This window comes from Vibrio sp. Vb0888 (assembly GCF_033338835.1).
Taxonomy (GTDB): Bacteria; Pseudomonadota; Gammaproteobacteria; order Enterobacterales; family Vibrionaceae; genus Vibrio; species Vibrio alginolyticus.
This window is the reverse complement of record NZ_JAWOTL010000001.1, coordinates 596,938-621,151: the sequence shown is the minus strand read 5'-3', so window position 1 is coordinate 621,151 and position 24,214 is coordinate 596,938. Positions and strand designations below refer to the sequence as shown.

General features: G+C 43.7%; 22 protein-coding genes. 16 read left to right on the top strand and 6 right to left on the bottom strand.

The genetic code is table 11. The features are described 5' to 3' along the window. Positions 1-22: 22 nt before the first annotated feature. Both R7P72_RS02645 and R7P72_RS02640 read left to right on the top strand, forming a co-directional pair. A complete protein-coding gene (locus tag R7P72_RS02645; protein ID WP_005373624.1) occupies positions 23-715 on the top strand; it encodes a response regulator transcription factor in 693 nt (230 codons plus the stop codon). A gap of 3 nt (positions 716-718) precedes the next feature. Continuing rightward, positions 719-2,041: an ATP-binding protein gene (locus R7P72_RS02640; protein ID WP_005373622.1), complete on the top strand. Its 1,323-nt coding sequence runs from the start codon at positions 719-721 to the stop codon at positions 2,039-2,041. Here R7P72_RS02640 and R7P72_RS02635 read toward each other — a convergent pair. Next, positions 2,022-2,678, bottom strand: a complete 657-nt coding sequence (locus tag R7P72_RS02635; RefSeq protein WP_005373620.1) for a pyridoxamine 5'-phosphate oxidase family protein — start codon at positions 2,676-2,678, stop codon at positions 2,022-2,024. The two genes, R7P72_RS02640 and R7P72_RS02635, sit on opposite strands and share 20 nt — an antisense overlap. A 100-nt stretch (positions 2,679-2,778) precedes the next feature. On the opposite strand from R7P72_RS02635, the gene R7P72_RS02630 reads away from it, so the two are divergent. Next, the gene (locus tag R7P72_RS02630; RefSeq protein ID WP_318110373.1) at positions 2,779-4,224 is read left to right on the top strand and encodes a PLP-dependent aminotransferase family protein; all 1,446 of its coding nucleotides are present in this window, start codon (positions 2,779-2,781) and stop codon (positions 4,222-4,224) included. Here the strand turns inward: R7P72_RS02630 and yjeH are convergent, their stop codons facing one another. Next, the gene (gene yjeH / locus R7P72_RS02625) at positions 4,225-5,487 is read right to left on the bottom strand and encodes an L-methionine/branched-chain amino acid transporter (RefSeq protein ID WP_005373616.1); all 1,263 of its coding nucleotides are present in this window, start codon (positions 5,485-5,487) and stop codon (positions 4,225-4,227) included. Positions 5,488-5,814: 327 nt separating this feature from the next. Here yjeH and R7P72_RS02620 point away from each other — a divergent pair, with 327 nt between their 5' ends. From R7P72_RS02620 to R7P72_RS02605, 4 genes are all read left to right on the top strand, one after another. Next, the gene (locus R7P72_RS02620; protein ID WP_005373615.1) at positions 5,815-6,270 is read left to right on the top strand and encodes an Lrp/AsnC family transcriptional regulator; all 456 of its coding nucleotides are present in this window, start codon (positions 5,815-5,817) and stop codon (positions 6,268-6,270) included. Positions 6,271-6,310: 40 nt separating this feature from the next. Further along, positions 6,311-7,225 (top strand): LysR family transcriptional regulator, encoded by a 915-nt coding sequence (locus R7P72_RS02615; RefSeq protein WP_017819875.1) that lies wholly within the window; start codon positions 6,311-6,313, stop codon positions 7,223-7,225. Positions 7,226-7,334: 109 nt separating this feature from the next. Next, positions 7,335-7,949, top strand: a complete 615-nt coding sequence (locus R7P72_RS02610; protein WP_005373611.1) for a LysE family translocator — start codon at positions 7,335-7,337, stop codon at positions 7,947-7,949. Between the two features lie 329 nt (positions 7,950-8,278). Beyond that, positions 8,279-8,608, top strand: a complete 330-nt coding sequence (locus R7P72_RS02605; RefSeq protein ID WP_005373609.1) for a hypothetical protein — start codon at positions 8,279-8,281, stop codon at positions 8,606-8,608. Between the two features lie 125 nt (positions 8,609-8,733). Here R7P72_RS02605 and R7P72_RS02600 read toward each other — a convergent pair whose 3' ends face one another. Beyond that, positions 8,734-8,955: a hypothetical protein gene (locus R7P72_RS02600; protein ID WP_005373607.1), complete on the bottom strand. Its 222-nt coding sequence runs from the start codon at positions 8,953-8,955 to the stop codon at positions 8,734-8,736. A gap of 240 nt (positions 8,956-9,195) precedes the next feature. Beyond that, positions 9,196-10,629, bottom strand: a complete 1,434-nt coding sequence (locus tag R7P72_RS02595) for a glyceraldehyde-3-phosphate dehydrogenase (RefSeq protein WP_005373606.1) — start codon at positions 10,627-10,629, stop codon at positions 9,196-9,198. Between the two features lie 615 nt (positions 10,630-11,244). Between R7P72_RS02595 and R7P72_RS02590 the strand changes: the two genes are divergently transcribed. Next, positions 11,245-13,881 (top strand): ATP-binding protein, encoded by a 2,637-nt coding sequence (locus R7P72_RS02590; RefSeq protein WP_213907149.1) that lies wholly within the window; start codon positions 11,245-11,247, stop codon positions 13,879-13,881. 68 nt (positions 13,882-13,949) lie between these two features. On the opposite strand, the gene R7P72_RS02585 is transcribed toward R7P72_RS02590, so the two are convergent. Both R7P72_RS02585 and R7P72_RS02580 read right to left on the bottom strand, forming a co-directional pair. Then, positions 13,950-15,293 carry an MATE family efflux transporter gene (locus R7P72_RS02585; protein ID WP_005373604.1) on the bottom strand — a complete coding sequence of 448 codons (1,344 nt, stop codon included), beginning with the start codon at positions 15,291-15,293 and terminating at the stop codon, positions 13,950-13,952. A gap of 121 nt (positions 15,294-15,414) precedes the next feature. After that, entirely contained in the window at positions 15,415-15,729 is a 315-nt protein-coding gene (locus tag R7P72_RS02580) for a DUF496 family protein (protein ID WP_005373603.1), read from the bottom strand. A gap of 241 nt (positions 15,730-15,970) precedes the next feature. On the opposite strand from R7P72_RS02580, the gene R7P72_RS02575 reads away from it, so the two are divergent. The 8 genes from R7P72_RS02575 (at position 15,971) to R7P72_RS02540 (ending at position 24,213) form a co-directional block, all read left to right on the top strand. Next, positions 15,971-16,174: a hypothetical protein gene (locus R7P72_RS02575; RefSeq protein WP_031777159.1), complete on the top strand. Its 204-nt coding sequence runs from the start codon at positions 15,971-15,973 to the stop codon at positions 16,172-16,174. Between the two features lie 165 nt (positions 16,175-16,339). Further along, complete coding sequence (locus R7P72_RS02570; RefSeq protein ID WP_005373594.1) at positions 16,340-16,990, top strand: YceH family protein; 651 nt, start codon at positions 16,340-16,342, stop codon at positions 16,988-16,990. After that, the gene (locus tag R7P72_RS02565; RefSeq protein WP_005373593.1) at positions 16,987-17,304 is read left to right on the top strand and encodes a GIY-YIG nuclease family protein; all 318 of its coding nucleotides are present in this window, start codon (positions 16,987-16,989) and stop codon (positions 17,302-17,304) included. The genes R7P72_RS02570 and R7P72_RS02565 overlap by 4 nt, the downstream gene beginning before the upstream one ends. 330 nt (positions 17,305-17,634) lie before the next feature. Then, entirely contained in the window at positions 17,635-18,732 is a 1,098-nt protein-coding gene (locus R7P72_RS02560) for an autoinducer 2-binding periplasmic protein LuxP (protein WP_005373591.1), read from the top strand. After that, positions 18,732-21,308 (top strand): quorum-sensing autoinducer 2 sensor kinase/phosphatase LuxQ, encoded by a 2,577-nt coding sequence (gene luxQ / locus R7P72_RS02555; RefSeq protein ID WP_005373590.1) that lies wholly within the window; start codon positions 18,732-18,734, stop codon positions 21,306-21,308. The genes R7P72_RS02560 and luxQ overlap by 1 nt, the downstream gene beginning before the upstream one ends. A 305-nt stretch (positions 21,309-21,613) precedes the next feature. After that, complete coding sequence (gene slyA / locus R7P72_RS02550; protein WP_005373589.1) at positions 21,614-22,069, top strand: transcriptional regulator SlyA; 456 nt, start codon at positions 21,614-21,616, stop codon at positions 22,067-22,069. A gap of 35 nt (positions 22,070-22,104) precedes the next feature. Next, complete coding sequence (locus R7P72_RS02545) at positions 22,105-23,163, top strand: HlyD family secretion protein (RefSeq protein ID WP_054574591.1); 1,059 nt, start codon at positions 22,105-22,107, stop codon at positions 23,161-23,163. A gap of 12 nt (positions 23,164-23,175) precedes the next feature. After that, the gene (locus R7P72_RS02540; RefSeq protein WP_017635179.1) at positions 23,176-24,213 is read left to right on the top strand and encodes a DUF2955 domain-containing protein; all 1,038 of its coding nucleotides are present in this window, start codon (positions 23,176-23,178) and stop codon (positions 24,211-24,213) included. Position 24,214: the final 1 nt, after the last annotated feature.

The window sequence follows — 24,214 nt, the reverse complement described above, 5'->3', positions numbered from 1 at the left end:
ATATTGGTGGAGTAAATGATTCATGGTGGGTAATACAATCTTACTGGTAGAAGACGACTCAGAGATTGCTCGATTAACCAAAATGTACCTCGAAGCCGAAGGATATACGGTAACTGTCATCGATAACGGTCAAAATGCATTAGAAACGATTAAGGGGCTCAAGCCGGACCTAGTGCTGTTAGATTTGATGTTACCAGGAAAAAATGGCGCAGAAATATGTCAAGAGGCGCGTAAGTTTTATCATGGTATTATCATTGTTTTGACTGCGACCGATGATGAAATGAGCGAGGTGAGCTTATTTAAGTTTGGTGCTGATGATTACCTTACCAAACCGATAAAAGGCAATATCCTTCTCGCCCGTATTGAAGCAGCGTTGCGTCGCTATTGTCGTCAAGTTGATATCGTTGAAGAAGAAAAGCTGAGCCGATATGGCATTAGTCTTTGTCTTCGTCGCTCCCAAGCATTTTATTTGCAAAAAGATATTGGTTTAACGAGTTCTGAGTTTGAAATTTTAGAGCTCCTGATGCTGAATGTCGATAAGCCAGTATCTCGTGAATCATGTTGCCGTCTTGCCCGAGGCATTGAATACTGTATTACTGATCGTTCGATTGATATGCGTATATCCTCACTAAGGAAGAAATTCTCTAAGGCTCATATCCATACGGCTACCATTAAAACCATACGTCACCACGGCTACATGCTGACAGGTAAATGACGCATGTTTTCCCTGTTTACTCGTCTATATGTGGGGTTAGTAACTGGCCTTGCGCTGACTGTTGCTTTGTTTCTCTTTATGGGGGAAGAGTACATGCGCAAAACAGAAGTCGGTGTTTTTTTGAGTGACGGTGCTTATTTTGTCGATCAATACATTGAGCAACGAGGCACTCCGGATTCTCTCTACAAGAAGTTAACCGAAAACGGCAAGCAAGATTTCTTTATCTTTGATTTAACATTGGTTGAAAACTGGGACGGATCACCGCCTTGTCGAGATTGTAATCTGCTGTACCGTATGCAAGGGATACCTGTTTATCTTATTGATGGCAGTACCTATGCTGCGGTATTCCCTTTGCCTAACACTTCGAAGAGTTTAGTTTTCAAAGAAAAAACGGATTTCTTTAGCCCACACGTTGATTGGAATGAAGATTCTGAGATTGTATTTATACTTACTCTACTTTTGGTTGTTGTATGCAGTTTAGGCATTATGGTTTACATACCTGTACGACGTCTTGACCGCCAAATTCGGCAACTAACGGCTGCGCAACAACAATTTGGTTCTGGTGAGTTGAATACGCGAGTCGAGCTAAAGCAATTTTCGCAACCCGTGAAAGAGCTCGCCCAAGGCTTCAACTGCATGTCTGAAGAGATTGAGAGACGAGTGCGCCAAACACACATCTTTACTCAAGCTATTCCTCATGAAGTGCGCACTCCGCTGAGTCGTATTCAGCTAGCGACGGATTTAGCTCGACGCACGAGTGGTGAAATGCAGGCAGAGTTACATGACGATATTGAACGATACGTTGATGTCGTGACGGATTTAACGTCCGACATTGTCATGCTGTCTCGCTTGAGTGTGAAAAACCACTCATGGATCGATTCTGTTGAAACCATGGAACTGCCACTTTGGTGTAAAAGCCGCATGAATTACCTAGGCTTAGAGTCCGCCATGTTGAGAGCAGAAAATAAACTCGCGAACCAATTGATTCACTTTCAGCCTACTTTGGGTAACCTTGTCCTCGATAATTTACTGCAAAACGCCAAGCGTTATGGTGAGTCCTGCGTTGAGGTGACGATTCGAACGGTAGCGGATTGCTGGAGCATCGATATTGAGGACGATGGTCCGGGCATCCCTGAGGCGATGCGAGAAGAAGTATTTATGCCATTTTCGCGCTTAGACAAAAGCCGCAACGCCGACATGAAAGGCTTTGGTTTAGGGCTTGCCATTGCTACCAGTGCAGCGCGGCAACTGGGGTGGGAGCTTTCTGTCGGCGAGAGTCACTTAGGCGGCGCACGTTTTACGGTGCTTATTCCTGCCAACGGTTAGAGTAGGCACTGCGGTAGTCTGGCTCTGCGATACCTTCATACAAATCGTCACAAGCTTGCAGCGGACCTACGACGGTTCGGTAGGGTAGGACACCTGCCCAAACAGGGATGTCCATGTCTTCCGCATCGTCGTTGACGCCAAAATTGCTGATTTTCACTGATGCTTCTAGGAGTGGAATACGCAGCAGCATGGTGGCTTTGAGTTCTTTTTCATTACTCAAACGGACTTGTTCTGTTCTCCCCGGAGCGATCTGTTCAATAAAGTGATTCAGCAACCTGTCTTTCTCTTGGTTATCTTCCACCATCTCAAACTGGCCAAAGACCACAACACTGCGATAATGCGCACTGTGGTGAAACGCACTTCGAGCCAATACCCAACCATCAAACAAAGTAAAGGTTAAGCACGTTTGCACTCCTTGTTTGAGTGAGCGTAATAGTCGACTGTTGTTGGCACCATGGATATACACGTAATCATCGACACGCCATGCCAGCATAGGGATGACCACAGGGCCTGACTCGTTGGTTATCGCAATATGAGCGATTAGGCTTTCATCTATGATGGCGTGCAGTTTGCTAACATCAGAGACGGCTTTATGTGCGCCTTTCTTAATTTCCGTTCTATTGGTGTTGGATAGCATTTTCTCTCCTTGTTTGCTCACGATTACGAGCGATTGATCCTCATTCTTTGATTGCAATGTAGCGTTTAACTGGTAGCTTAAAGAGAGCCACTTTTAACTAATGGATGGATCCAGTTTGTCTTTGATTGATATCGGTGACCTGCATTTAAAAGACAGTGATGGAACGCGTCAGCAAGCGTTGTTTTTTGCTATTCGCAAGAAAATTGTTCAAGGACTGTGGGTGAAGAATGGGAAGCTGCCTTCTACGCGGAAGCTTTCACAAGAGCTTAATCTAAGTAGGAATACCGTGATTTCTGCCTACGAACAGTTAGTGGCGGAAGGGTACTTGAACAGCCAAAAAGGTTCTGGTTTTTATGTTGCCGTAGAACTGCCAGAGCAGTACTTGCCTGAACCTAGTTCAGTTCAGAGAGACTCATCACCGAAAGCTCACTTTGATATCAACCGCGCATTTGCACCGGGTGTGCCGGATTTGGACGCATTTCCGATGGCGCAATGGCAAAAGTTACTCACTCGCCATATGTCTCGTACTTGCTTGTTGGGGAATCAAGATATTCAGGGTAGTTGGGCATTGCGCTGTGCTTTAGCTGACTACCTCGCATCAAGCCGTTCAGTGAATTGTTCTCCAGAGCGCATTATTATTACCTCTGGGGCGCAGCAAGCGTTGTCAATTGCGACGATGGTAGTGCTCAAACAAGGTGATAAGGTTCTGATGGAGCAACCAGGTTACGCGCAAATGCGGAAGTTGATTCAGTTCCAAAACTATCAATTTGAGCCTTTGTTCGTAAGAGAGACATTAGGTTTTGATGTGGAAGCGGTGACCACAAGCGATGCCGATGCCCTGTATATCACCCCAAGCAATCAATATCCGATGGGCACCACACTCAATACTGAGCAAAGAGGGAAGATCATCAACTGGGCAGTCGAACAGTCACGTTGGATCATCGAAGACGATTATGACAGCGAATTCCAGTTTGCTCATCGTCCCTATACCAGCTTACAGGGGCTAGCGGCTCAAATGGGTCGAGATGAGCGTGTGTTGTATGTGGGTTCCTTCAGTAAAGTGATGTTTAACGGATTGCGGCTTGGCTACCTTGTAGCTCCTGAACGTTTAGTAGAGCAATGTTTGGTGGTTAAGGATGCGTTAAGTGGTGATTCGTCGACGCATACACAAGAAGCATTGGCAGATTTTATTACTGAAGGTGGGTTATTACGTCATATTCGAAAAATGCGTCGACTGTACAAAACTAAGCATGAACAGATGCATTTATCCATTCAACAGCATTTTGGCGACCGTGTTTGCGTCGTTAGCCAAGCGGCGGGGCTTCATATTACGTTGAAATGGCAAGACGGTATGGATGAGCAGCGTTTTACGAAACTAGCAGAGCATGAAGGGATCATCTTGCGACCTTTGAGCTATTATGAATACCCAGATTTTCAAGCACGTCACTGGCATGGTGCCGTGCTTGGTTACGGCAATATCGCGTTAGAGAACATAGACGCTGGTATCCAACGTTTAGCTCACATATTTCGAAATGGGAAGCGATGACTATTCAACTACACGTGTTTGTCGCTTATGTCGCCACTGTTTCCAAGGCAGTAAAAGTAGAGTAAAAATGCCAAGTGCATAAAACATTGACCAGCCTAAACATATAAAAACACCGGTACAAAGCAGTAGGGACAGTCCCGCAAGTGTTTTACCAAATCCTCGAAGCAATTTGAAAGCGGCTAACATCGCCAACATGTAAACCAGAACGAATACACTGTTTGCGAGTTTTAGGAAAAACTCCAGATCGAGCTGTGATAGGGTTCCTATCACACAAGATATCAATAATATGCCGCCAACTAATATGGTGGCTGAGAAAGGGACACCACGACGTGAAATCTTGGCTAGTGGACTAGAAGGACGATGTTCACGAGCTTGAGCCCAGACCATTCGCGCTAGGCTCTGTGTGTATAAGTTAACGCTCGCGAAACAAGCGGAGAAACCTATCAAGCTGATTATCCATTTGGCTCCATCGCCTAGTAGTTGGGCACTAAGCCAGGGGATGGATGCGTTATCAAATTGAGCGTTACCATACGCGCCAAATTTTAAAATAACGACAGAGCATGCCCAATAGGTAGCCCCTGCTACAAAACAACCGACCACAATGGCAATAGGGAAATCTCTTTGAGGGTTTTTGAACTCTTCCCCCATATGGGCAAAAGCCTCTATGCCAACAAAACACCAGAACATCACGCCTAACGCTGCGGTAATAGGCCAAATTGACTCTTGTGTGATGGCGGGCATCACAAGATCGGCGTTGTTAACGTCGCCTTTCCATAAAAATGCGCCAACAAGTGCGAAGACACTCAAAGCAATAAGAGTTTGTAAATGACCTGATGATTTTGTGCCCATCAAGTTGACGAACACAAGAAGTACTACCGTGAGAACTTGTGCAAACAGATTGTTGCTAATAGGCTCTGGCAATATTTGTTGTAGGAAGCCTGCGGCGAGTGCAATCGCGGCCGGAACCCCTACCGGAATGACACTAACAAATAGCCAAGCGACACTACTTTCCAGTTTGGCGTTAAAGGCTTTGCGTACAAAAAAGGCTGTTCCGCCCGCGTTGGGGTATCGTTTACCCAGTTGAGCAAAAGTCAGCGCAATAGGACAAATCGCGATGAACAATAAAATCCAAGCCCATAGTGAAAAATGGCCAGCTATACCTGCTGCGATAGCCGGGATCATAAACAGCCCCGTTCCCATTAATGTGGTGGATAACTGTGCGATACCTGATGTGAGTGAAATGTCTTTTTTGAGCTCTTCCATGCGAATTGATTCATCCAATGTTATGAGGCTTATTACGAAAAAGCTTGTGGCTTCTGGTTATTTCGTTTTATGTGTTTAAGCGATGCTATTTATGTGCTGAGTACTTAAGTTGGGAATTTGATTTCAATGTGTTATCTATTTTCTGTTGAAATGGATAACAGCACTCATCTCATGCCCACCAAATAGCATATCCAAAATGTTAATAACAAAATGATTTACTAAACCGTCAATATGACGGTTGTTTTAAATAATTCCAACAAAATGTTGGTTTCTTATGCAGTTAGAATCGGTATAGAATGAGAAAAATAAGGAAAGCTTGGTAACGGTATGGACAAGTTTGATCATAAGATTGTGGATCTGCTCAGGCACAACGCTCGGCTGTCGGTGACTGAAATTGCGGATAAAGTAAACCTTTCTCGTTCTGCGGTAACGGCCCGTATTCGTAAGCTAGAGCATGACAAAGTGATTCTAGGGTATCACGCTGAAATTGCGCCTTCGGGTGGGGATTCGATTTGCGCCTATTTTGCCTTAAAGTTCGATAAATCAACCTCTACGTATTATTGCGAATCATACGCGGACGAGTTATACAAAATTGATGGCGTAAAATGGTGTCATGCGATCAGCGGTGAGACGGACATGATGGTTTTTGTCGAAGTGCCTACGATGGCTCGCTTGAACGAAATCAGAGATCAAATTCAACGATATCCAGAGCTTCGAAACCTGATGACTCATACCGTCTTAGCTGAATTCTTTAACACGACTGGGAACCTGTTTGTGAAGTGACCATGAATGGATGCCATGTTGAAAACCCTTCTGAGCGAATATGTTAAACAACATTAATTTGAATCTACTTAGATCCTTGCATGTACTTTTAGAGGAGTGTCATGTCAGCCGGACCGCAGACCGTTTGCACATTACGCAGTCTGCCGTCAGTCGACAGCTTGCACAATTGCGCGATCTGTGTGGTGACCCACTGCTTATTCGTCAAGGTAATCAACTGATACCAACGCCACGAGCAATAGCGTTAAAATCAAAGCTTGATGCATTACTGGCTGAGTTTGACCATTTACTCGATGACCAACCTTTTGAGCCGCGGCAGTGGCAAGGTGAGCTTGTTATTGCTTCTAGTGACTACGTGGCGCAATACGTATTGCCCGATATTGCCTCTCACTTGGGTGAACAAGCGCCACAGTTAGATATGGCGTACCGACTGTGGCAACCCAACTTTCTTGATAAACTTCATGAGACGGGCATCCATATCGCGTCTTCTATGTATCCAGAAAAACCACAGAGTGTGTCGAGCGTTAAAATTGGTGAGGATTCATCAGTTTGTTTGATGAAATCTTCTCATCCGTTAGCAAAGCAGGACCAGATCAGTATTGAAGACTTGATTTCATATTCACACATCAAAGTGACTGGCGGCGGAGACAAAGATTCCTACACTGATTTAGCATTGAAAGAGCTAGGGCACACCCGCCACGTTACCTTTAAGGTTCCATTCTTCTCTGCTGCGATCAATCGCTTAGTTGCAAGTGAGCACCTGATGGTGGCTCCTGAACATATTGCCGTTAACCTCGCTAAGCATTGGGACTTAACCCATAAAGCATTACCACTCGAAACACCTATTCATCAATATTGGTTAATGTGGCACCCCAAATACGACACGGATCCTGCGCATAAATGGGTGCGAGAAGAGATTCGCTCAGTAATGCAAATCTCTGAATATTCCATTCGCTAATACGTACACCGTTTAGCTATGACTTTAAGTCATGATTAGTATGAATAACTTTGATTTCTAATTATACCTCTTCCGTTGATAGAGTGAGCTTCAAAGAGGGGAGATTCTTATGACACTAACAGTTTGGTTATCACTTTTTACCGTGTGTTTATTAGGGGCTATGTCACCAGGTCCCAGCTTAGCTATTGTCGCTAAGCACTCGTTGGCTGGTGGACGTATCAATGGATTAGCTACGGCTTGGGCTCATGCGTTTGGCATTGGTATATATGCGTTTATTACCTTGATTGGGCTCGCTGTTGTTTTGCAGCAAAGCCCGATGCTGTTCAAGACGATTAGCCTTGTGGGTGCGGCATATCTTGCGTATTTAGGGTTTAATGCTTTGCGTTCAAAAGGTGGTGTGGCTGCGAAGTTGGAGTCAGGTGAGGAAACAACGGTAATCCAGTCTGCGCGAGAAGGCTTTTTTATCTCGATTTTAAGTCCCAAAATTGCTTTGTTTTTTATCGCATTATTCAGTCAGTTTGTCGCGCTCGGTAATGATTTGAGTAATCAGATGATCATTGTTGCCACGCCGTTTGTTGTGGATGGGCTTTGGTACACCTTTATTACCCTAGTGCTATCGAGCTCTAAAGTCGTTGACAGAATTCGCTCTAAGGCAGTGTTGATTGATCGTTTGTCAGGAGTAGTACTCATGCTGCTGGCTCTTAGAGTGGTCGTAACGGTATAGACAAGCTCGCAAGACAGAAATACTAAAAGCAGCCCGTGTGGCTGCTTTTTTGTCTACTCTCAGTAACCCTTACACAATTTACGTAATTCTGACGCTAAACGTTGCTAAAATGAATATTATCAATAGTGTTACTTTGGTTCATATTCTCATTTGCTGTGAAAGCTACTTTCCAACGCATTGTTATAATGAGAACGATAGCCACTTAACGTTAATACTAACAGTGTCGCATATTAAGTCGAGAGTGCTTTATTGGATATAAACGGACTTTCCTCTTACTTACCCTATGAAAGGGGTAGAGACTTCATGACCGTTTAGAAGGTGAGAGCAATATGCAAAGAATAGTAGATTTAGCTCCAGTAGTAATTTTGACCAGTGTTTGCAGCGTTGCTTGGATATTCTTTTCAACAAAGAGCATTTGGGTGTTTTTTGAACTGTTTGTATTTACGATGCTTGGCTTTGGCCTTTTGTACGGGTTACTACAAAAGGCTGATCCTAAACACTTTGACTTTGTTTTAAATCACATCGATGAAATTAAGAAGGAAGGCAAAGATGCTTGCCTAAGCGGCGCTCCGAAAGAATCCAACCCATACTCTGGTGTCGATGGTGATTTATGGGAGGCTGGTTACACAGCCTCCTACAACAAAAAGATAAAGCAATAAACCGCTAGGTGCTTATTCAATATTGTGCTTTTCAAAAAAGCACCCTGCCATTTTAAGGACAGGGTGAAAGCAAGAAGTTTCTCAGGAGCGGTCGGGGGAGAGAAACTCATCTAAATCTTATTTACTTACCGGCGAACCTCTTCAAATTCACCTTCAATCGCATCTGCTTTACCTGTATTAAACTCATACTCTTCGTGCATTTCTCTCTGCATTTTCTTGACGCGCTTTTCAATACGTTTACCGGTAATTAATGCTGCGATGGTCAACGGAATCGCAATGATCAAGCTAAATACTAACGTAAAAAAACCGGTAATCAGTGCTAGTGCAGTTACAATAATCCGATTCATAATCATGACCTCTCTGTAATTTATGTGCTCAGATTAATGCTGTGAACATGAACAAAACATGAATGCTGACGTTCACTTTGTCCGGAGAGTGTCAAATGAATGAAACGAAAAAACGCCTGAGGGTGATCAGGCGTATAAACGGGGAAAAATATTAGTAATGCGCATGGCGCTTATTATTTAGAACAAATATGAGATATTGTCCGCTACGCTATGTGGTTAACGTTGTGGAGCAAAGTTCACCTATCGAGGGAATGTTTGGTAACGAACACCCATCATTTGTTCCATACAGTGCACAACTTGGCAGCTGTAACCGAATTCGTTGTCGTACCAGATGTAAAGTACACAACGCTTGTCTTGTGCGATAGTCGCTTGACCATCTACGACGCCTGCATGACGAGAACCAACCAAGTCAGTTGATACAATTTCTGTTGAATCGGTGTAGTCAATCTGTGCCGAAAGCTCAGAGTTCAACGCCATTTCACGCAAGTAATCGTTCAGTGAATCACGGTCTACGTCTTCACCTAAGTTTAGATTAGCGACTGCCATAGAAACGTTTGGTGTCGGTACGCGAATCGCGTTGCCTGTTAGCTTGCCTGCAAGCTCTGGCAATGCTTTAGCAACTGCTTTTGCCGCACCTGTTGAAGTCAGAACCATGTTTAGTGAAGCACTACGTCCGCGACGGTCACCAGAGTGGAAGTTGTCGATCAAATTTTGGTCGTTTGTGTATGAGTGCACGGTTTCAATATGGCCAGAAAGAACACCATATTTATCGTTCAGAGCCTTAAGGACTGGCGTGATTGCATTTGTTGTACAGCTTGCCGCAGAGATGATGGTGTCATCTTCTTTAATTACCGACTCATTTACACCGAATACAACGTTTTTGATGTCACCTTTACCTGGTGCTGTTAGCAGTACTTTCTCTGCGCCTTGACACGCTAAGTGTTGGCTCAGGCCTTCAGAATCACGCCAAACACCTGTGTTATCAACAACTAGCGCGTTATTGATACCGAAAGCTGAGTAATCCACTTCGCTTGGGTTATTTGCGTAGATGATTTGGATGTAGTTGCCGTTAACGATCAGTGCTTTACGCTCTTCATCGATAACAATGCTACCGTTGAACTGACCGTGAACTGAGTCACGACGCAGCAAGCTAGCACGCTTCTCCAAATCGCCTTTTTTACCGCCACGAACCACAATCGCACGTAGTCTTAGTGGGTAACCTGGACCACTTTTCTCAATGAGAAGGCGAGTAAGTAGTCGACCAATGCGACCGAACCCGTAAAGAACCACATCACGCGCTTTCAATGAAGAATCTGCGTCGCGAGCACCATCAAGTGCAGTGATAAGGAAATCGTTTAGAGAGCTTGTATCGTCATGTTCATTCCAGTACATAGTTGCCAATTGGCCAACATCGACACGGCATGAAGAAATGCTCATTTCACAAAGCGCTTGAATAATAGGCATCGTGTGCTCAAGCGAAAGTGGGTTACCGGTATAACGTCTTGCAACGCGATGAGTTTTGAGAATGTCTATAGTAGTAGCATTAATAAGCGTTTTACCAAACAGAACCACTTCGATTCCTTTTTGACGATATAGCTTACCAATTAGAGGGGAAATAGATTCAGCAATCGTTTGGCTAGTTTGCCAGTCTTGGAGATATTTCTCTGGACTCATTGTTGTATTAGACCTTTCACGTTTTGGGGGCTAACCATACTCTCTGCTGTTGCCTCTTCGGCAGCGTGCAAGAGTGTGGTGGGTTATGTAATCGGGTTGTAATAGTTGTGTGTGCGGATTCTAAGGTCGGAGTCCTTATTCTGCTAGGAAAATTAAATCCAGTGTAAAACACTACTTAAGGGGACGTTAGTGGTGGATTAATGTGACTAAAGCAGTGGTTTTCACGTATTGACATTTAGAAAGTAACTTACTTTTTTTGCGATGATAACGTTTGCTTTCAAATTAGTTTTGTTGACAAAAATGGATATTTTGCATTTTTGTGTGATTTAACTCGATAAGGCAACTCAATAGGTAAACATACAATAGATGATTTCCTGAAAAGTGATGCGACTCTTAGTTGTGAGTGAAACTTTATTGTTTGCATCCAACTTTAAGATCAAAAAATATGACTTGAATCACAATTGCCACTTCATTAGCCGATGATAAAACACTCACAATAACCATAATCTAGGTAGGTGAATGTTGTTTGAAAGTAACAATGTCGTATATGCCTTTCAATGCCAGAAACTAGTCTAATATTAAATAAACGGATGAAATCAACCATTAGGCTGATGGATGTTGAGATTATCAATAAAAACACGCTTAGCACTCCTCGCACTATTACCCGCTGTGGTAATCGTGGTATTTGCAGTTCAGCAGTTTTCTGATAATGCGTTGCGCGTGAGCCGTCTCAATCAAACGGTTAGCAATATTCAAGGTTTCCAATTGATATCCAAGGCCTCCCACTTTATTTACTCCATAGAGAAAGTACGCCGACAGCCTGATCTTCAAGTCTCTGCAGCCATTAATATTGAAGAACAAGGTGAAGTTATTTCTTCTTTGCATCAAAAGTTTGTGAGTAACCCTAATACTGCTGAGTATGCTGATGAACTGAAAGAAGCCATGCTGGGGGTATTGTCAGGTAGATTGAGTGAGATGGACGACCTGGGTGATTGGGCATTTCAACAGCTCCAAAATATGTCGCGCTCTTTGTTGCAAAATCATCAATGGTATGGCAATGACGACGGCATTCGCATGCAAAATTTTATTGCCTACCTTGCTCAGCTCTCTTTTTGGACACAGAAAGAAGCTTGGCTGACGAACCGTTTAGTCCAAGACCCTGAGAGTCGGCTAAGTCAAAGTATGTTTTATCAGGCGATTGACCGACAGCAGCAAAATTTGGATGCGTTTTTAAACTTAGGTGGGTCATACGAGCAAGTGGATAAATTGCTTGGCTTGTTTACTTCGCCGAGATATCAGAGAAACTTGGCGTCTCGCGGACAATTAATGTCAGGAGACATGTCACAAAGTGACTACGCCGCATATTTAAAAGAACTCGATTTTCGTGTGCAGCGCTTACAAGTGCTCATTGATGGGTTCACCAAACAAACTGAGCAGTCGCTTCTCACGCAGGTTCATGAACAAAAGGCCAATATAGCGGTGATCAGTTTTGGCGTTGCCTTAGTGGTTATCCTGCTTTGTTGGCTCGGATTTAGTACTTGGTTCCGAGTTAACAGCAAACTCGATGCGATCATTCACACTTTAAACGCGTTGATCAACTCCGAAGAGAAGCAAACAAAAGTCAAAGTTGATGGAAGTGATGAACTGACCATTTTTGCTCAGCAAGTGAATCGAGTGGTTGAAGAAATGCAGAGACAAACTGAAGAAATACTGCATGCAAAAGAGTCAGCAGTATCGGCTAATCGTGCAAAATCTGTGTTTCTTGCCAACATGTCACATGAAATACGCACGCCCCTTAACGGGATCATGGGCATGACAGAAATACTCTCTCAAAGTGAGTTGTCTTCGCATCAACAAGAAGTTGTTGATGACATTGACTCCTCATCTCAAACACTGCTTACTTTACTTAACGATATATTGGATCTCTCTAAAATCGAGTCTGGACGATTGGAGCTGTCACTAGTAGAAGCGGATATCCGAGAAGTCGTGTATCAGTCGATGATTTTATTCCAATCCAAAGCAACATCTAAACAGCTAAAGTTAGGTATTAATTTAGCTGAAAATATCCCCATTCGCGTGATGGTCGATGATCATCGTGTCAAACAGGTAGTTACGAATCTGGTATCGAATGCGGTTAAGTTTACCGAAAGTGGGCATGTATGCGTTGATGTTAGTTATGAGGAGTTACTTGAGAAAGAACGTGGAGTGCTGACGTTTAAAGTAGAAGATACCGGAATAGGCATTGATCAAGATAAGTTAACCACGATTTTTGAACCCTTTACTCAGGAAGATGAAGGAGTGTCGAGGCAATTTGGCGGTACAGGGTTGGGTTTGGCAATTTGTTGTCAGCTTGTGTCGATGATGGGGGGCAAGCTCGTAGCAACATCTACAAAAGGAGTGGGCACATGCTTTGAATTCTCGATTGAGGTTGAAGCAATTCCGGTGTTTGGCTGGCGTTCGGAGGTGATTAATAAAGGGCTTTTGATCTGCTCAAATTACGACTACGCCGACCAAGTATTAAAAGAGTGTCGCTTAGCGAAAATCAATCTCTTTGGTGTTAATAATGTGAATGAAGTGCAAGCGATAAATGATGACTTTGATGTCATATTTCTGTGCCACAGTAACGACGCTAATACCGATGAAATCTTGGATAATCTATCATTTAATTACGATCTTCGCCGTGTGATTATTTGCCAGCATCATTTATCCACTCCCTACGAAAATGCAGAAAAAGTACATGCCGTACTCACATTACCTTTCCTTGGCAATCGATTTAAGCATGTCATTGATGATTTAGCTAAGGTTGAAAAGACTATATCAAGTGACAATGTCACCAATAATGTTGTCAGATCTGAATATCGAGCGTCGCGCTCTCATCGGAGGATCTTAATTGCGGAGGATAATTTGATGAACCAGAAAATAGCGAGTTTTTTTCTGGATAAAGCAGGTTATGACTATTTGATAACAAGCAACGGTCAAGAAGCGTTAGAAGCCATCACAAAGGGAGAAGAATTCGATGCAATTTTAATGGACTGCATGATGCCCGTGATGGATGGACTGACCGCGACGAAAGAAATTCGTCGTTGGGAAAAGAAAGCAGGACGTGAAAAAACGATGATTATCGCACTCACTGCGAGTGTTTTGGAAGAAGACATCCACAACTGTTTTGCGGCAGGCATGGATGCTTATTTACCTAAGCCGTATAAATCGAACCAGTTATTTGAGCTCTTTAGTGAATTAAAACTCGCCTAGCTAACATTTCAACTTAGACAAGGCGTCAAAACGATAAAGCCCCACTTCAGGGGCTTAGTTCTGATTATTCACTGTTGTGCGTTGGCTTGAGCGCCTGCGAGTTTGCGTATGGTTTGGCGATAGGTTAGGTATGCGGAAACACCAGCTAACAGGTTGCCGATACAAGCGCCTAAGAGTAAACCTCGGATTCCATCCATTTGAGCGCCAACCCACAAGCACGGTAGGAAAAAGACAAACAAGCGCAGCGCTGAAATGGTGAGCGCGGTGTAAGATTTGCCTAATGCATTACAAAGAGAAACCATTAGCATACAAACCCCTAATGAACCCAAACTGATCGGCACTATCAGTAAATGCATTTCCAAGACTTGCTCCACTTGCACATCACTTGTCATCAATAATGCGAGTGGGTTTGCGACGGCAAATGTAATGGCAGCAATCAAAAGTTGGAAACCTAGAATGAATTTTACAGCAATACTGACGAGCCTTTGGATATCTTCATAGTTCTTTGCTCCAAGTAAGCGTCCAACCATTGGAGGCATAGACATTGTCAGCGCCAAGACCGAAACGATAGCAAAGAACTCATAGCGTGAACCAAGCGCCCAAGCGGCGACTGCTGCGGTTCCAAAGCTTGCCAATAATTTTGTTGCTAGCATGGAAGACAACGGTGGCAGCAGTTGGCTAATCATCGCAGGGCCCATAATGTTACCGATAGATGCAACACTTTTGGCTATGTTAAGATCTTGCCATTGTGTCGTTGCCCAGTGATTCTTCTTCACGCGAGGAGCTACGACTAAAATACCAAACCCAAAAGCGACGATGGTTGCTATTGCCGCTCCGTTAATACCCAAGTCAAACGTGAAAATAAATAGCGGATCGAGTACAAGGTTCACGCCGCTGGTTATCATCATCATTGTGCCAGGTAACATTGTATTGCCATTAGCTCGGCAGATACTGTAGTAAAAATACAAAACCGCACCAGTCCATGAGCTTAATAACCACCAAGGCCAGTAACTGTCGATTATCGGCATAACAGATTCTGGAGCGCTTAATAGAGCTAAAATGGGGTAGCGCAAAAGCCAAATTAGCCCGCCAAAAATAGCGACACCAATTGAGCCGATCATCAATACCAATCCGCCAAGTTGTTTGGCATACCGACTTTCATTCGCCCCAAGAGCTTTAGAAATGACCGCTGTCGTTGCGATCCCTAGACCGACTTGAATGCCGATAATGACCATTTGCAAAGGCAGAGTGAAACCTTGAGCGGCTAACGGTAAAACGCCGAGCTGACCGATAAACGCGCTATCCACAAGCTGAAAGCTCATTAAAGACAGAACGCCAAAAAGCATTGGCCAGGTCATTGTAAATAATTGTTTTGCAAGCGTTGGTTGTGTACTTGTCGTAGTTGAAGACATAGAAAGCTGAATGCGTTAGGAATAAGAGTTAGATTGATTGTACACGGCGGTTAGTTTAGAGACAAAAATAAACCCCGAGGAAGATATTCTTGCTCGGGGTTCGAAAATCTAGCTTACGCGTTTATTTTTTGCCGCTAGTTTGCTTGTCTTCTTCAGTCAGCTCACGAATGCGACGGCTGATGTCACGACGTGCTTTAGAGATCTCAGCGCTTTTAATGATGTGGTCATCAACACGATCTTCATAGTCTGCTTTCATATTTTTGATGATTGCGACGATTTCATCGTGAGTCATTTCTGGTTTGATGTAGTCTAGAAGGTTTTCTAGAAGATCAACACGTTTGCGGTTATCACGAACTTTCTTCTCGTTATCAAGAAGCTCACGTTTTAGTTTGTTTTTACGACGAGCTTGGTTAACGATTTCAAATACGCTACTCATAGTTCTCTTTCCTAATTTTATGAATATCTTCCTCGATTAAAGCACAACATCCAGTGGCATAACAGTCTTTAGATCAATAGCAATGCAGAGTTGAACATTTCTCAACCAATTGCGCTGTGTACATATAATCGTGCTGCTTTCTTCGAGTTTTGGCCAACATCGTAGAATCCATCGATTCATTGTCATAACGTGGCCTTCACTATATTATCAACACCATTGAATGCAAAATGATGAACTTGATATGGACTCTGGTAACACTGCGGAGCAAGTAAATAGTCAAGATAATGAGCAAGTCACTCGCTCTGTGGCTGAAAAGTTAAAAACGGCGTATATCAACGCTCGCGAGCAACTCGAAATCATCGAAGTTGAGCTTAATCGTTCAAAAATAATGATGGTCGACCAAGATGGCAATTTGACGAGAGTGCCGATTCTCTCGGAGCATTGATACCTGACCCTATTCGTAAGGGGTGTCAGGTCTTACGCTATGCTTTAGCCTGACACCAACACCTGAACCGCTAACGCTTCTTGCACTGCTGTGTGAATTTATGGCGTATGATTTCGAAGCGATTTAGGTACAAAGTCAAATGCAAAAATAATAAGGAAATGCATTATGAAAGTTGAGCTAACGGCAATTGAAGCACGAGTTATTGGTTGCTTGATCGAAAAAGAAGTCACTACCCCAGATCTTTACCCCCTCAGCCTAAACGCATTAACCAACGCGTGTAATCAAAAAAGCAACCGTGATCCCGTGATGTCACTCTCTGAGTCAGACGTTCTCGATGCCGTTGATGCTCTTATTGAGCGCAGGCTCGTCAGTGACGAAAGTGCGTTCAACAGCCGCGTCAGCAAGTATCAACACCGTTTCTGTAATACGGAATTTGGTGATTTAAAGCTGACAGAGCAGGAGAAGGGCATTGTATGCTGTATGCTTTTGCGCGGTGCTCAAACACCTGGGGAAATTCGTACTCGTACTAATCGTCTCGCGACATTTCATGATGTAAAAGAAGTGGAAACGGTCCTTGAGCATTTAGCAAGCGAAGAGAAAGGACCATTAGTGGTCAAATTACCACGTGAGGCTGGTAAGCGGGAGTCGCGTTATATGCATTTGTTCTGTGGTGATGTTGATGCGTCCGAACTTGCAGCGCCTGTGTCTGCTGCAAGCTCGAGCTCCGATCGAGTAAGTCAGCTAGAGCTCGAAGTCGCTCAGCTGAAAGAAGAGCTGGATGAATTAAAAGCTAAGGTTGAGTCACTGCTTTCATGATGGAAAATACAACGCAGCGTTGGAGTGTCTATCTGATACGAAATAACCGCAACGCGTTGTATTGTGGTGTTACCAATGATGTTGAACGAAGATTCAATCAGCACCAAACCGGAAAAGGAGCGAAAGCTTTGAAGGGAAAAGGCCCTTTGGTATTGGAATGGTCATCGGATTTTGACTCAAAGACGCTTGCCATGCGAGCAGAGTACTATATTAAGCAACTAACTAAAGCGAAAAAAGAGCTGCTCGTTATGTCAAAAGCAAATATTGTCGTCGACGAACATCAACAAATGATGTTAGAGATAGTGGCACTCTGATAAGCCCTTGCTACGCAAAGATACACGGAAACCGCCTATGTCACATTGGCGGTTTCTTTTTGTTTTTGGAGTACCATGTAGGAATAAACTGACGCATAATGGGCTGGTGTTCTGTTTAAAGGTCCTGAATATGAAAAGCGCGAAATGTCTCTACGTTATCGAGACAAAGGAAGCGACTCAATGTACTTTATTTGCATCCACTCAGACCAAGAACCAATTTACTATTGAAACAGGCACTAAGAGGAAGGTAGATTACAAGAGTATAGGATGACTCGGCTAGGTAATGAATAGAGCTGAATTAGGCTCATAAAAAAGCTAAAAGAGCAGTAGATGAAAAAAGCGTTAGTATTCTCCCTGATTTCAATGGCCGCTTTTGCGCCGAATGTGCAGGCCACCCAAGTTCTTAATGGGTATTGGGCATATCAAGAGTTTTTAGACCAGTTTCCACAACAGAAGCAGTTAACTAGTGCGTTGGCTGAAGTGGTAAGAGAAACCCCTGTACCCGTAGCAAAAGACAAAAAGCGTCCACTGAAAATTTCTGTTGTTTATCCAGGGCAGCAGATCTCTGATTATTGGATTCGAAACATCGATGCGTTTGAAAAACGCCTAGATAAGCTTGATATCGACTATCAACTAAATCAAGTGTTTACTCGTCCTAATGCAGATATAAAGCAGCAAAGTTTGTCTTTAATGGAGGCGCTGAAAAGCAACTCCGATTACTTGATCTTTACTCTAGATACCACAAGACATCGTAAGTTTGTTGAGCATGTCTTAGATTCAAAGAAAACCAAGTTAATTTTACAAAATATCACCACACCTGTTAGGGATTGGGAACATCATCAGCCGTTTCTTTATGTTGGTTTCGACCACGCAGAAGGAAGTCGTGAATTGGCCGTTGAGTTTGGCAAGCGTTTCCCTAAACATAGCCACTATAGTGTTCTCTACTTCTCAGAGGGCTACATTAGTGACATCAGAGGCAACACTTTTATCAACCAAGTGAACCGCGATAATCAATTTGAACTACAATCTGCTTACTACACCAAAGCAACAAAGCAATCTGGGTATGAAGCTGCAAAAGCCAGTTTGGAGAAGTATCCGAACGTTGACTTCATTTACGCGTGTTCTACCGATGTAGCATTAGGTGCTGTTGACGCTCTTAAAGAGTTAGGTCGTGATGATGTCATGATCAATGGTTGGGGCGGCGGTTCAGCAGAGTTAGAGGCGCTTTCTAAAGGGGAGTTAGACGTTACCGTTATGCGTATGAACGATGATACAGGTATTGCAATGGCTGAGGCCATTAAGTGGGATTTAGAAGGAAAGCCAGTTCCCACCGTTTACTCTGGTGATTTTGAAGTCGTTACCAAATCGGACTCTCCAGAAAGAATTGAAGCATTAAGAAAACGTGCATTTAGATACTCAGATAATTGATGACAACTACATCAAAAACAAGAAAGCGTCGCTCACTGTCGACGCTTATTACCAAAATAATTATTCTCGTACTTGCTCCGATCATTCTAGGCATCTTTGTTCAGAGTTATTACTTCTCGAAGCAGATTATTTGGCAGGAAGTCGACCGAACCAAGCAGCAGACCTCTGCCCTGATCCTGAACATTTTTGATAGCCATTTTGCAGCGATTCAGATTCATCACAACAGCAATTCGAAAAGTGATGTTGTATTGGATTTTTATACAGAACGTGATGAAGAGGCACTCAATTACTTTTTCATGAGTATTGACCAGAGTGATCCTTCCCATACACCAGAGTTTCGTTTCCTAACCGATCATCAAGGTATTATTTGGGACGATGGCAACGCGCATTTCTATGGCATCAACAACCTGATACTTAGCCGACTTGCCAGTCAAGTGACCTTTAGCAACAACTGGTATTATCTACCCTCACAGACCCCGATGGGAACTCGCCATCTGTTACTTCGTCGTGTACCCGTTTTACAACCTAAAACCGGTGAAGTGATGGGGTACTCTTACAATGTTGTTGTTTTAGATAATAACTTTGGGTTGATGGAAAGGTTAAAAAATGAAGGCAACGTCGACAATGTTGTGTTGGTCGCTAACAACACACCATTGGCAAGCTCATTAGTAGGAGATGAGGCTTATCAAATATTTGACGTACTCAAACGACGAGAGTCCCAGCACAAGCTTGACCAATTATTGATCATCAAAACCCCTATTGAGGTAAATGCCGCCGAGACTGACTTGTGCTTGCTTACTGTGCAAGACAATCAGAGCGTGGTGACATTGCAAATCCAACACCTGCTAGCAATGCTAGCCTCAGTTATCGGTATGGTCATGATTGCGCTGATGACTAAAGAATGGATCGAGAATCGAGTAGTTGAAGAGTTAGGATCCCTGATGGCATATACCCGCTCGGCTCGTGAAGAAAAAGGATTTGAGCGTTTTGAGGGGTCAGATATTGAGGAATTCGATCATATTGGTTCGACACTAGAAAACACTTTTGAAGAGCTTGAAGCACAAAAGCGCTCTTTCCGCGACCTGTTTAACTTTGCGTTATCTCCTATTATGGTGTGGTCTGAATCGGGTGTGCTTGTCCAAATCAATCCGGCAGCACGCAAAGAGTTAGTCATGGAAAACGATGTTGAAACCATGCACCCAGTGTTCAAAGGTTTCAAAGAAAAGTTGATGCCACACCTTCGCATGGCGGCTCAGGGAGCTACGTTGACAGGCGTTAATGTGCCAATTGGAGACAAAGTATATCGCTGGAACTTATCGCCGATTCGAGTTGATGGAGATATTAGCGGTATTATTGTTCAAGGTCAGGATATAACCACGCTTATTGAGGCGGAAAAACAGAGTAACTTGGCGCGCAAAGAAGCAGAAAAATCTGCTCAAGCCCGTGCCGACTTTCTGGCTAAAATGAGCCATGAGATCCGAACGCCAATCAATGGAATTTTAGGGGTTGCTCAATTGCTAAAAGACTCTGTGGAAACAGAAGAGCAGAATAACCAAATTGACGTACTTCGACATAGTGGTGAGCACTTACTTGCTGTTTTGAATGATATTTTGGACTTTTCGAAGATTGAGCAGGGTAAGTTTAATATCCAAAAGCACCCGTTTTCTTTCACTGATACAATTCGAACGTTAGAAAACATTTATCGTCCTATTTGTGAAAGTAAAGGCGTCAACCTTGTCATTGAAAACAAAATAGATCCCAATGTTGAAATCTTTACTGACCAAGTTCGTCTGAACCAAATTTTATTCAACCTAGTCAGTAATTCTGTGAAGTTTACGCCCTCGGGTAGCGTGCGCTTGCATGCTGAACTTGAGCAGTTCTATGGCGCTGACAATAGCGTGCTGGTCGTGGAAATTTCGGATACAGGTATCGGCATCGAGTCTGACAAACTCGACCAAATGTTCGAACCTTTTGTTCAAGAAGAAGCAACAACGACTCGAGAATACGGCGGCAGTGGCTTAGGGCTGACCATTGTGAAGAGCCTCGTCGACATGCTGGAAGGTGATGTTCAAGTCCGCAGTCAGAAAGGCTTAGGAACGACTTTTGTCATTACAATGCCAGTGAAAGATCGTGAGCGAGTACTCACCCCTCTTGATTCGAGTTTGCGAGTTAAGCCAGGTGAACTATTTGCAGAGAGTCTCAAAGTGTTGTTGGTAGAGGATAACCATACTAACGCATTCATTCTAAAAGCGTTTTGTAACAAGTACAAAATGCAGGTTGATTGGGCGAAAGATGGGTTAGAAGCAATGGAATTCTTAAAAGATCATACTTACGATTTGATACTGATGGACAACCAACTTCCGCATCTTGGTGGAATTGAAACGACCAAAGAGATCCGACAAAAGCTAAAACTAGGCACGCCAATTTATGCGTGTACTGCTGACACCGCGAAAGAAACCAGTGACGCCTTTATGGAATCGGGTGCGAATTACGTGCTTCTCAAGCCGATTAAAGAAAATGCGCTCCATGAAGCATTTGTGGATTTTAAGCAGCGGTTCTTAGTTGAGCGAACATAAGGAATTGGCTCACTACGGGATAACCCAATTATTCATTATCTGAAAAGCACAACACCATGACTGTGGGTTGTGCTTTTTTGTATCTGCCCCTTTTACTCTTATACAAATCAGACTTTTCAGACTTTATTGGTCTCGACGTTTGTTGTGTACATCGCAGCATTTCAAATTCAAACATAGTGTTGTATTACTTAGATTTCTCCCCCCTTCACTGACACACCCAACGTGATTTCAATCACAAAAAGATATTTACTTAGCGTGCTAACTATTTTATATTGCTTAGCACGCTAAGTAATTGAGTAGATCTTATGATTCAAGACATCAACAGTTTGCGAGACCTTTCTCTGGCTGAAAAATTATCTCGTGTTGCTCGTTTGTGGAAAATGGTTGCAGATCGAGAGTTAGAGCCTTTAAACCTAACGTATCCGCGTTGGACTGCGTTATGGAAGCTTTATCGAATGGGTGACAACATCAGTCAGAAGCATTTGGCTGAAGCGCTTGAGATCGAGTTAGCGTCGTTGATGCGAACATTAAAATTATTAGAAGAGCAATCTCTGATCACTCGCCATTGCTGTGAACACGATAAGCGAGCACGTATTGTTAGCCTCACAGAAGAGGGGAAAACCCTACTAAAGCAAATGGAGGCTCGAATTCTTCAAGTTCGAAGCAAGCTCCTAACGGACATCAACGACCAGGAACTTCAGCAGCTTTCATTGATTCTTGATCAGATTGCTCACAATGCGCTTGATTCACTTAGCGAATAAGTCAGAAAACCGAATAAAAAGAGAAGTAAACGCCTATGACTCCAGATCAAAAATTCGCACGTTGGATCAAATATTCTTGCGTCGCGTTTGTCCTTGTCTTTGCCTATTTTCTAGTTGCAGATCTCGCCATGCCGTTGACGCCTCAGGCAATGGCAACGCGTGTGGTAACTAAAGTGGCCCCCCGTGTGAGTGGGCAGATTACACATCTTTATGTTGCCAACAACCAAGAAATAAGCCAAGGCGATCTACTATTTCAGATTGATTCCCAGCCTTATCAGCTCGCCGTAGAAAAGGCTCAACTTAACCTTGAGCGTGTGATTCAAAACAACGAACAACTTGATGCTTCTATTGCTGCGGCAAAAGCAGACGTTGAAGCGAGCAAAATCGTGGCGGAACAAAAAGTTCGCGAAGCAAAACGTCTTAATACCCTGTTTCACCGTAATGGTACTTCGCAACAACAGCGCGATGACGCACAGAGCAGTGCAACGGCAGCTAAAGCGAACTTACTGGCCGCACGTGCTCGTTTAAAAGAGTTGGAAGTAAACCGCGGTGATTTAGGCGCGACGAATGTGAATATCCGCGTAGCGCAAAACCAGCTAAAACAAGCGGAACTTAATCTGTCTTACACTCAAGTCTCGGCGGAACATGATGGCGTTGTCGCTAACTTGCAGCTGGAGACGGGGGCCTATGCGGCAGCTGGTACACCTCTTGTCGCTTTAGTCTCCGATGACGTGGATATCATTGCCGACTTTCGTGAAAAGAGTTTACGACACTTTAATCAGAACAGCCGTGCGTTAGTGGCTTTTGATAGCTTGCCTGGTGATGTATTTGAAGCTCGTATTACGAGTGTGGATGCCGGGGTCAGCTCGGGTCAATTCGATGCGGATGGTCGCTTAGCAACACCAACTGACTCAAACCGTTGGGTGAGAGACGCGCAGCGCTTACGTTTACATTTAGCTATCGATGAACCTCAGCAGCGCGCATTTCCAGCAGGGGCACGAGCAACCGTGCAGTTGTTGCCAGAAAACGCATTATCTGGCTGGTTAGCGAGGTGCCAGATCCAATTCTTGAGTCTTCTTCATTATATTTATTAACGAGGAGGCGATATGAAGTTATGGGACCACCCCATGTCGGAAAACGACTTCCGTCAGTGTTTGCGCATTGCAACTGGTGCGACCATTGGTTTCACTTTATGTAAAGTATTTGGTTGGAACTATGGCGTATTCTTTACTGTAACCCCGATGCTGTTACTTGGAATGGTGCCAGTCATGAGTCTACATGCCGCACGACAACTGATTTTTTCAGCGGTTGTGTGTGGATTAGAAGTTGGTGTTCTTGGTGGGTTATTTGGTGGGCACCCTGGCATGATGACAATCATTGCATTCGGGTTGTTTCTGTATAAATTCGCCTGTATGTCAAAAGGGAGCTTGTTCTTATTTGGAGCGAACAGCGTACTGAGCTTAAGCATCATGCTGCATTTTGCGAGTTATCCAACCACTGACTTAAATGACCTAATATTTAGCAATCTGCAAGCGAATGTTATTTCAGTGATCGTTGCTTATGTGGTGACATTTTTGATTCCCGATGCGGAACCTCGTCAGCCACCAGCGAAACCGTCGCAGCCTAAACAGAGTCATCGAATGCGTCATGAAGCCCTTATGGGGGCGAGTATCGCTACAATGTCTTTCCTTGTATTCCAGCTATTTGACCTCAGTGACTCTATGTCTGCTCAGGCGACAACCTTACTTTTATTGTTTCCTATGCATTGGAACGGTGCTTTAGGGTATGCGCGAAAAAGAGCAATGGGGACCTTGATGGGGGTGACCTTTGGTATTGTCGGACAACTTGTATTATACGATTGGTCGGATACCTTATTGTTTATCGTCCCATTGCTTTGGATTGGGGCTATGATGTTCAGTTATATGCACGTGAAAGAGTCTAGCGGTTCGGGAGCCGGATTTGGCGGCTTAACCACGTTAGGTATTCTTTTCGGCCAATACCTTACTCCGGATGGTGACTTAATGTTCAGTGCGCTGTATCGCGTGAGCAGTATTTTGTTTGCTATTGTTGCGACGCTGCTTGTGACCTATACGGTTCACAGAATACTCAACAGCTTTGAGGCGACGCGCTTTAGCGAGCAGTAAG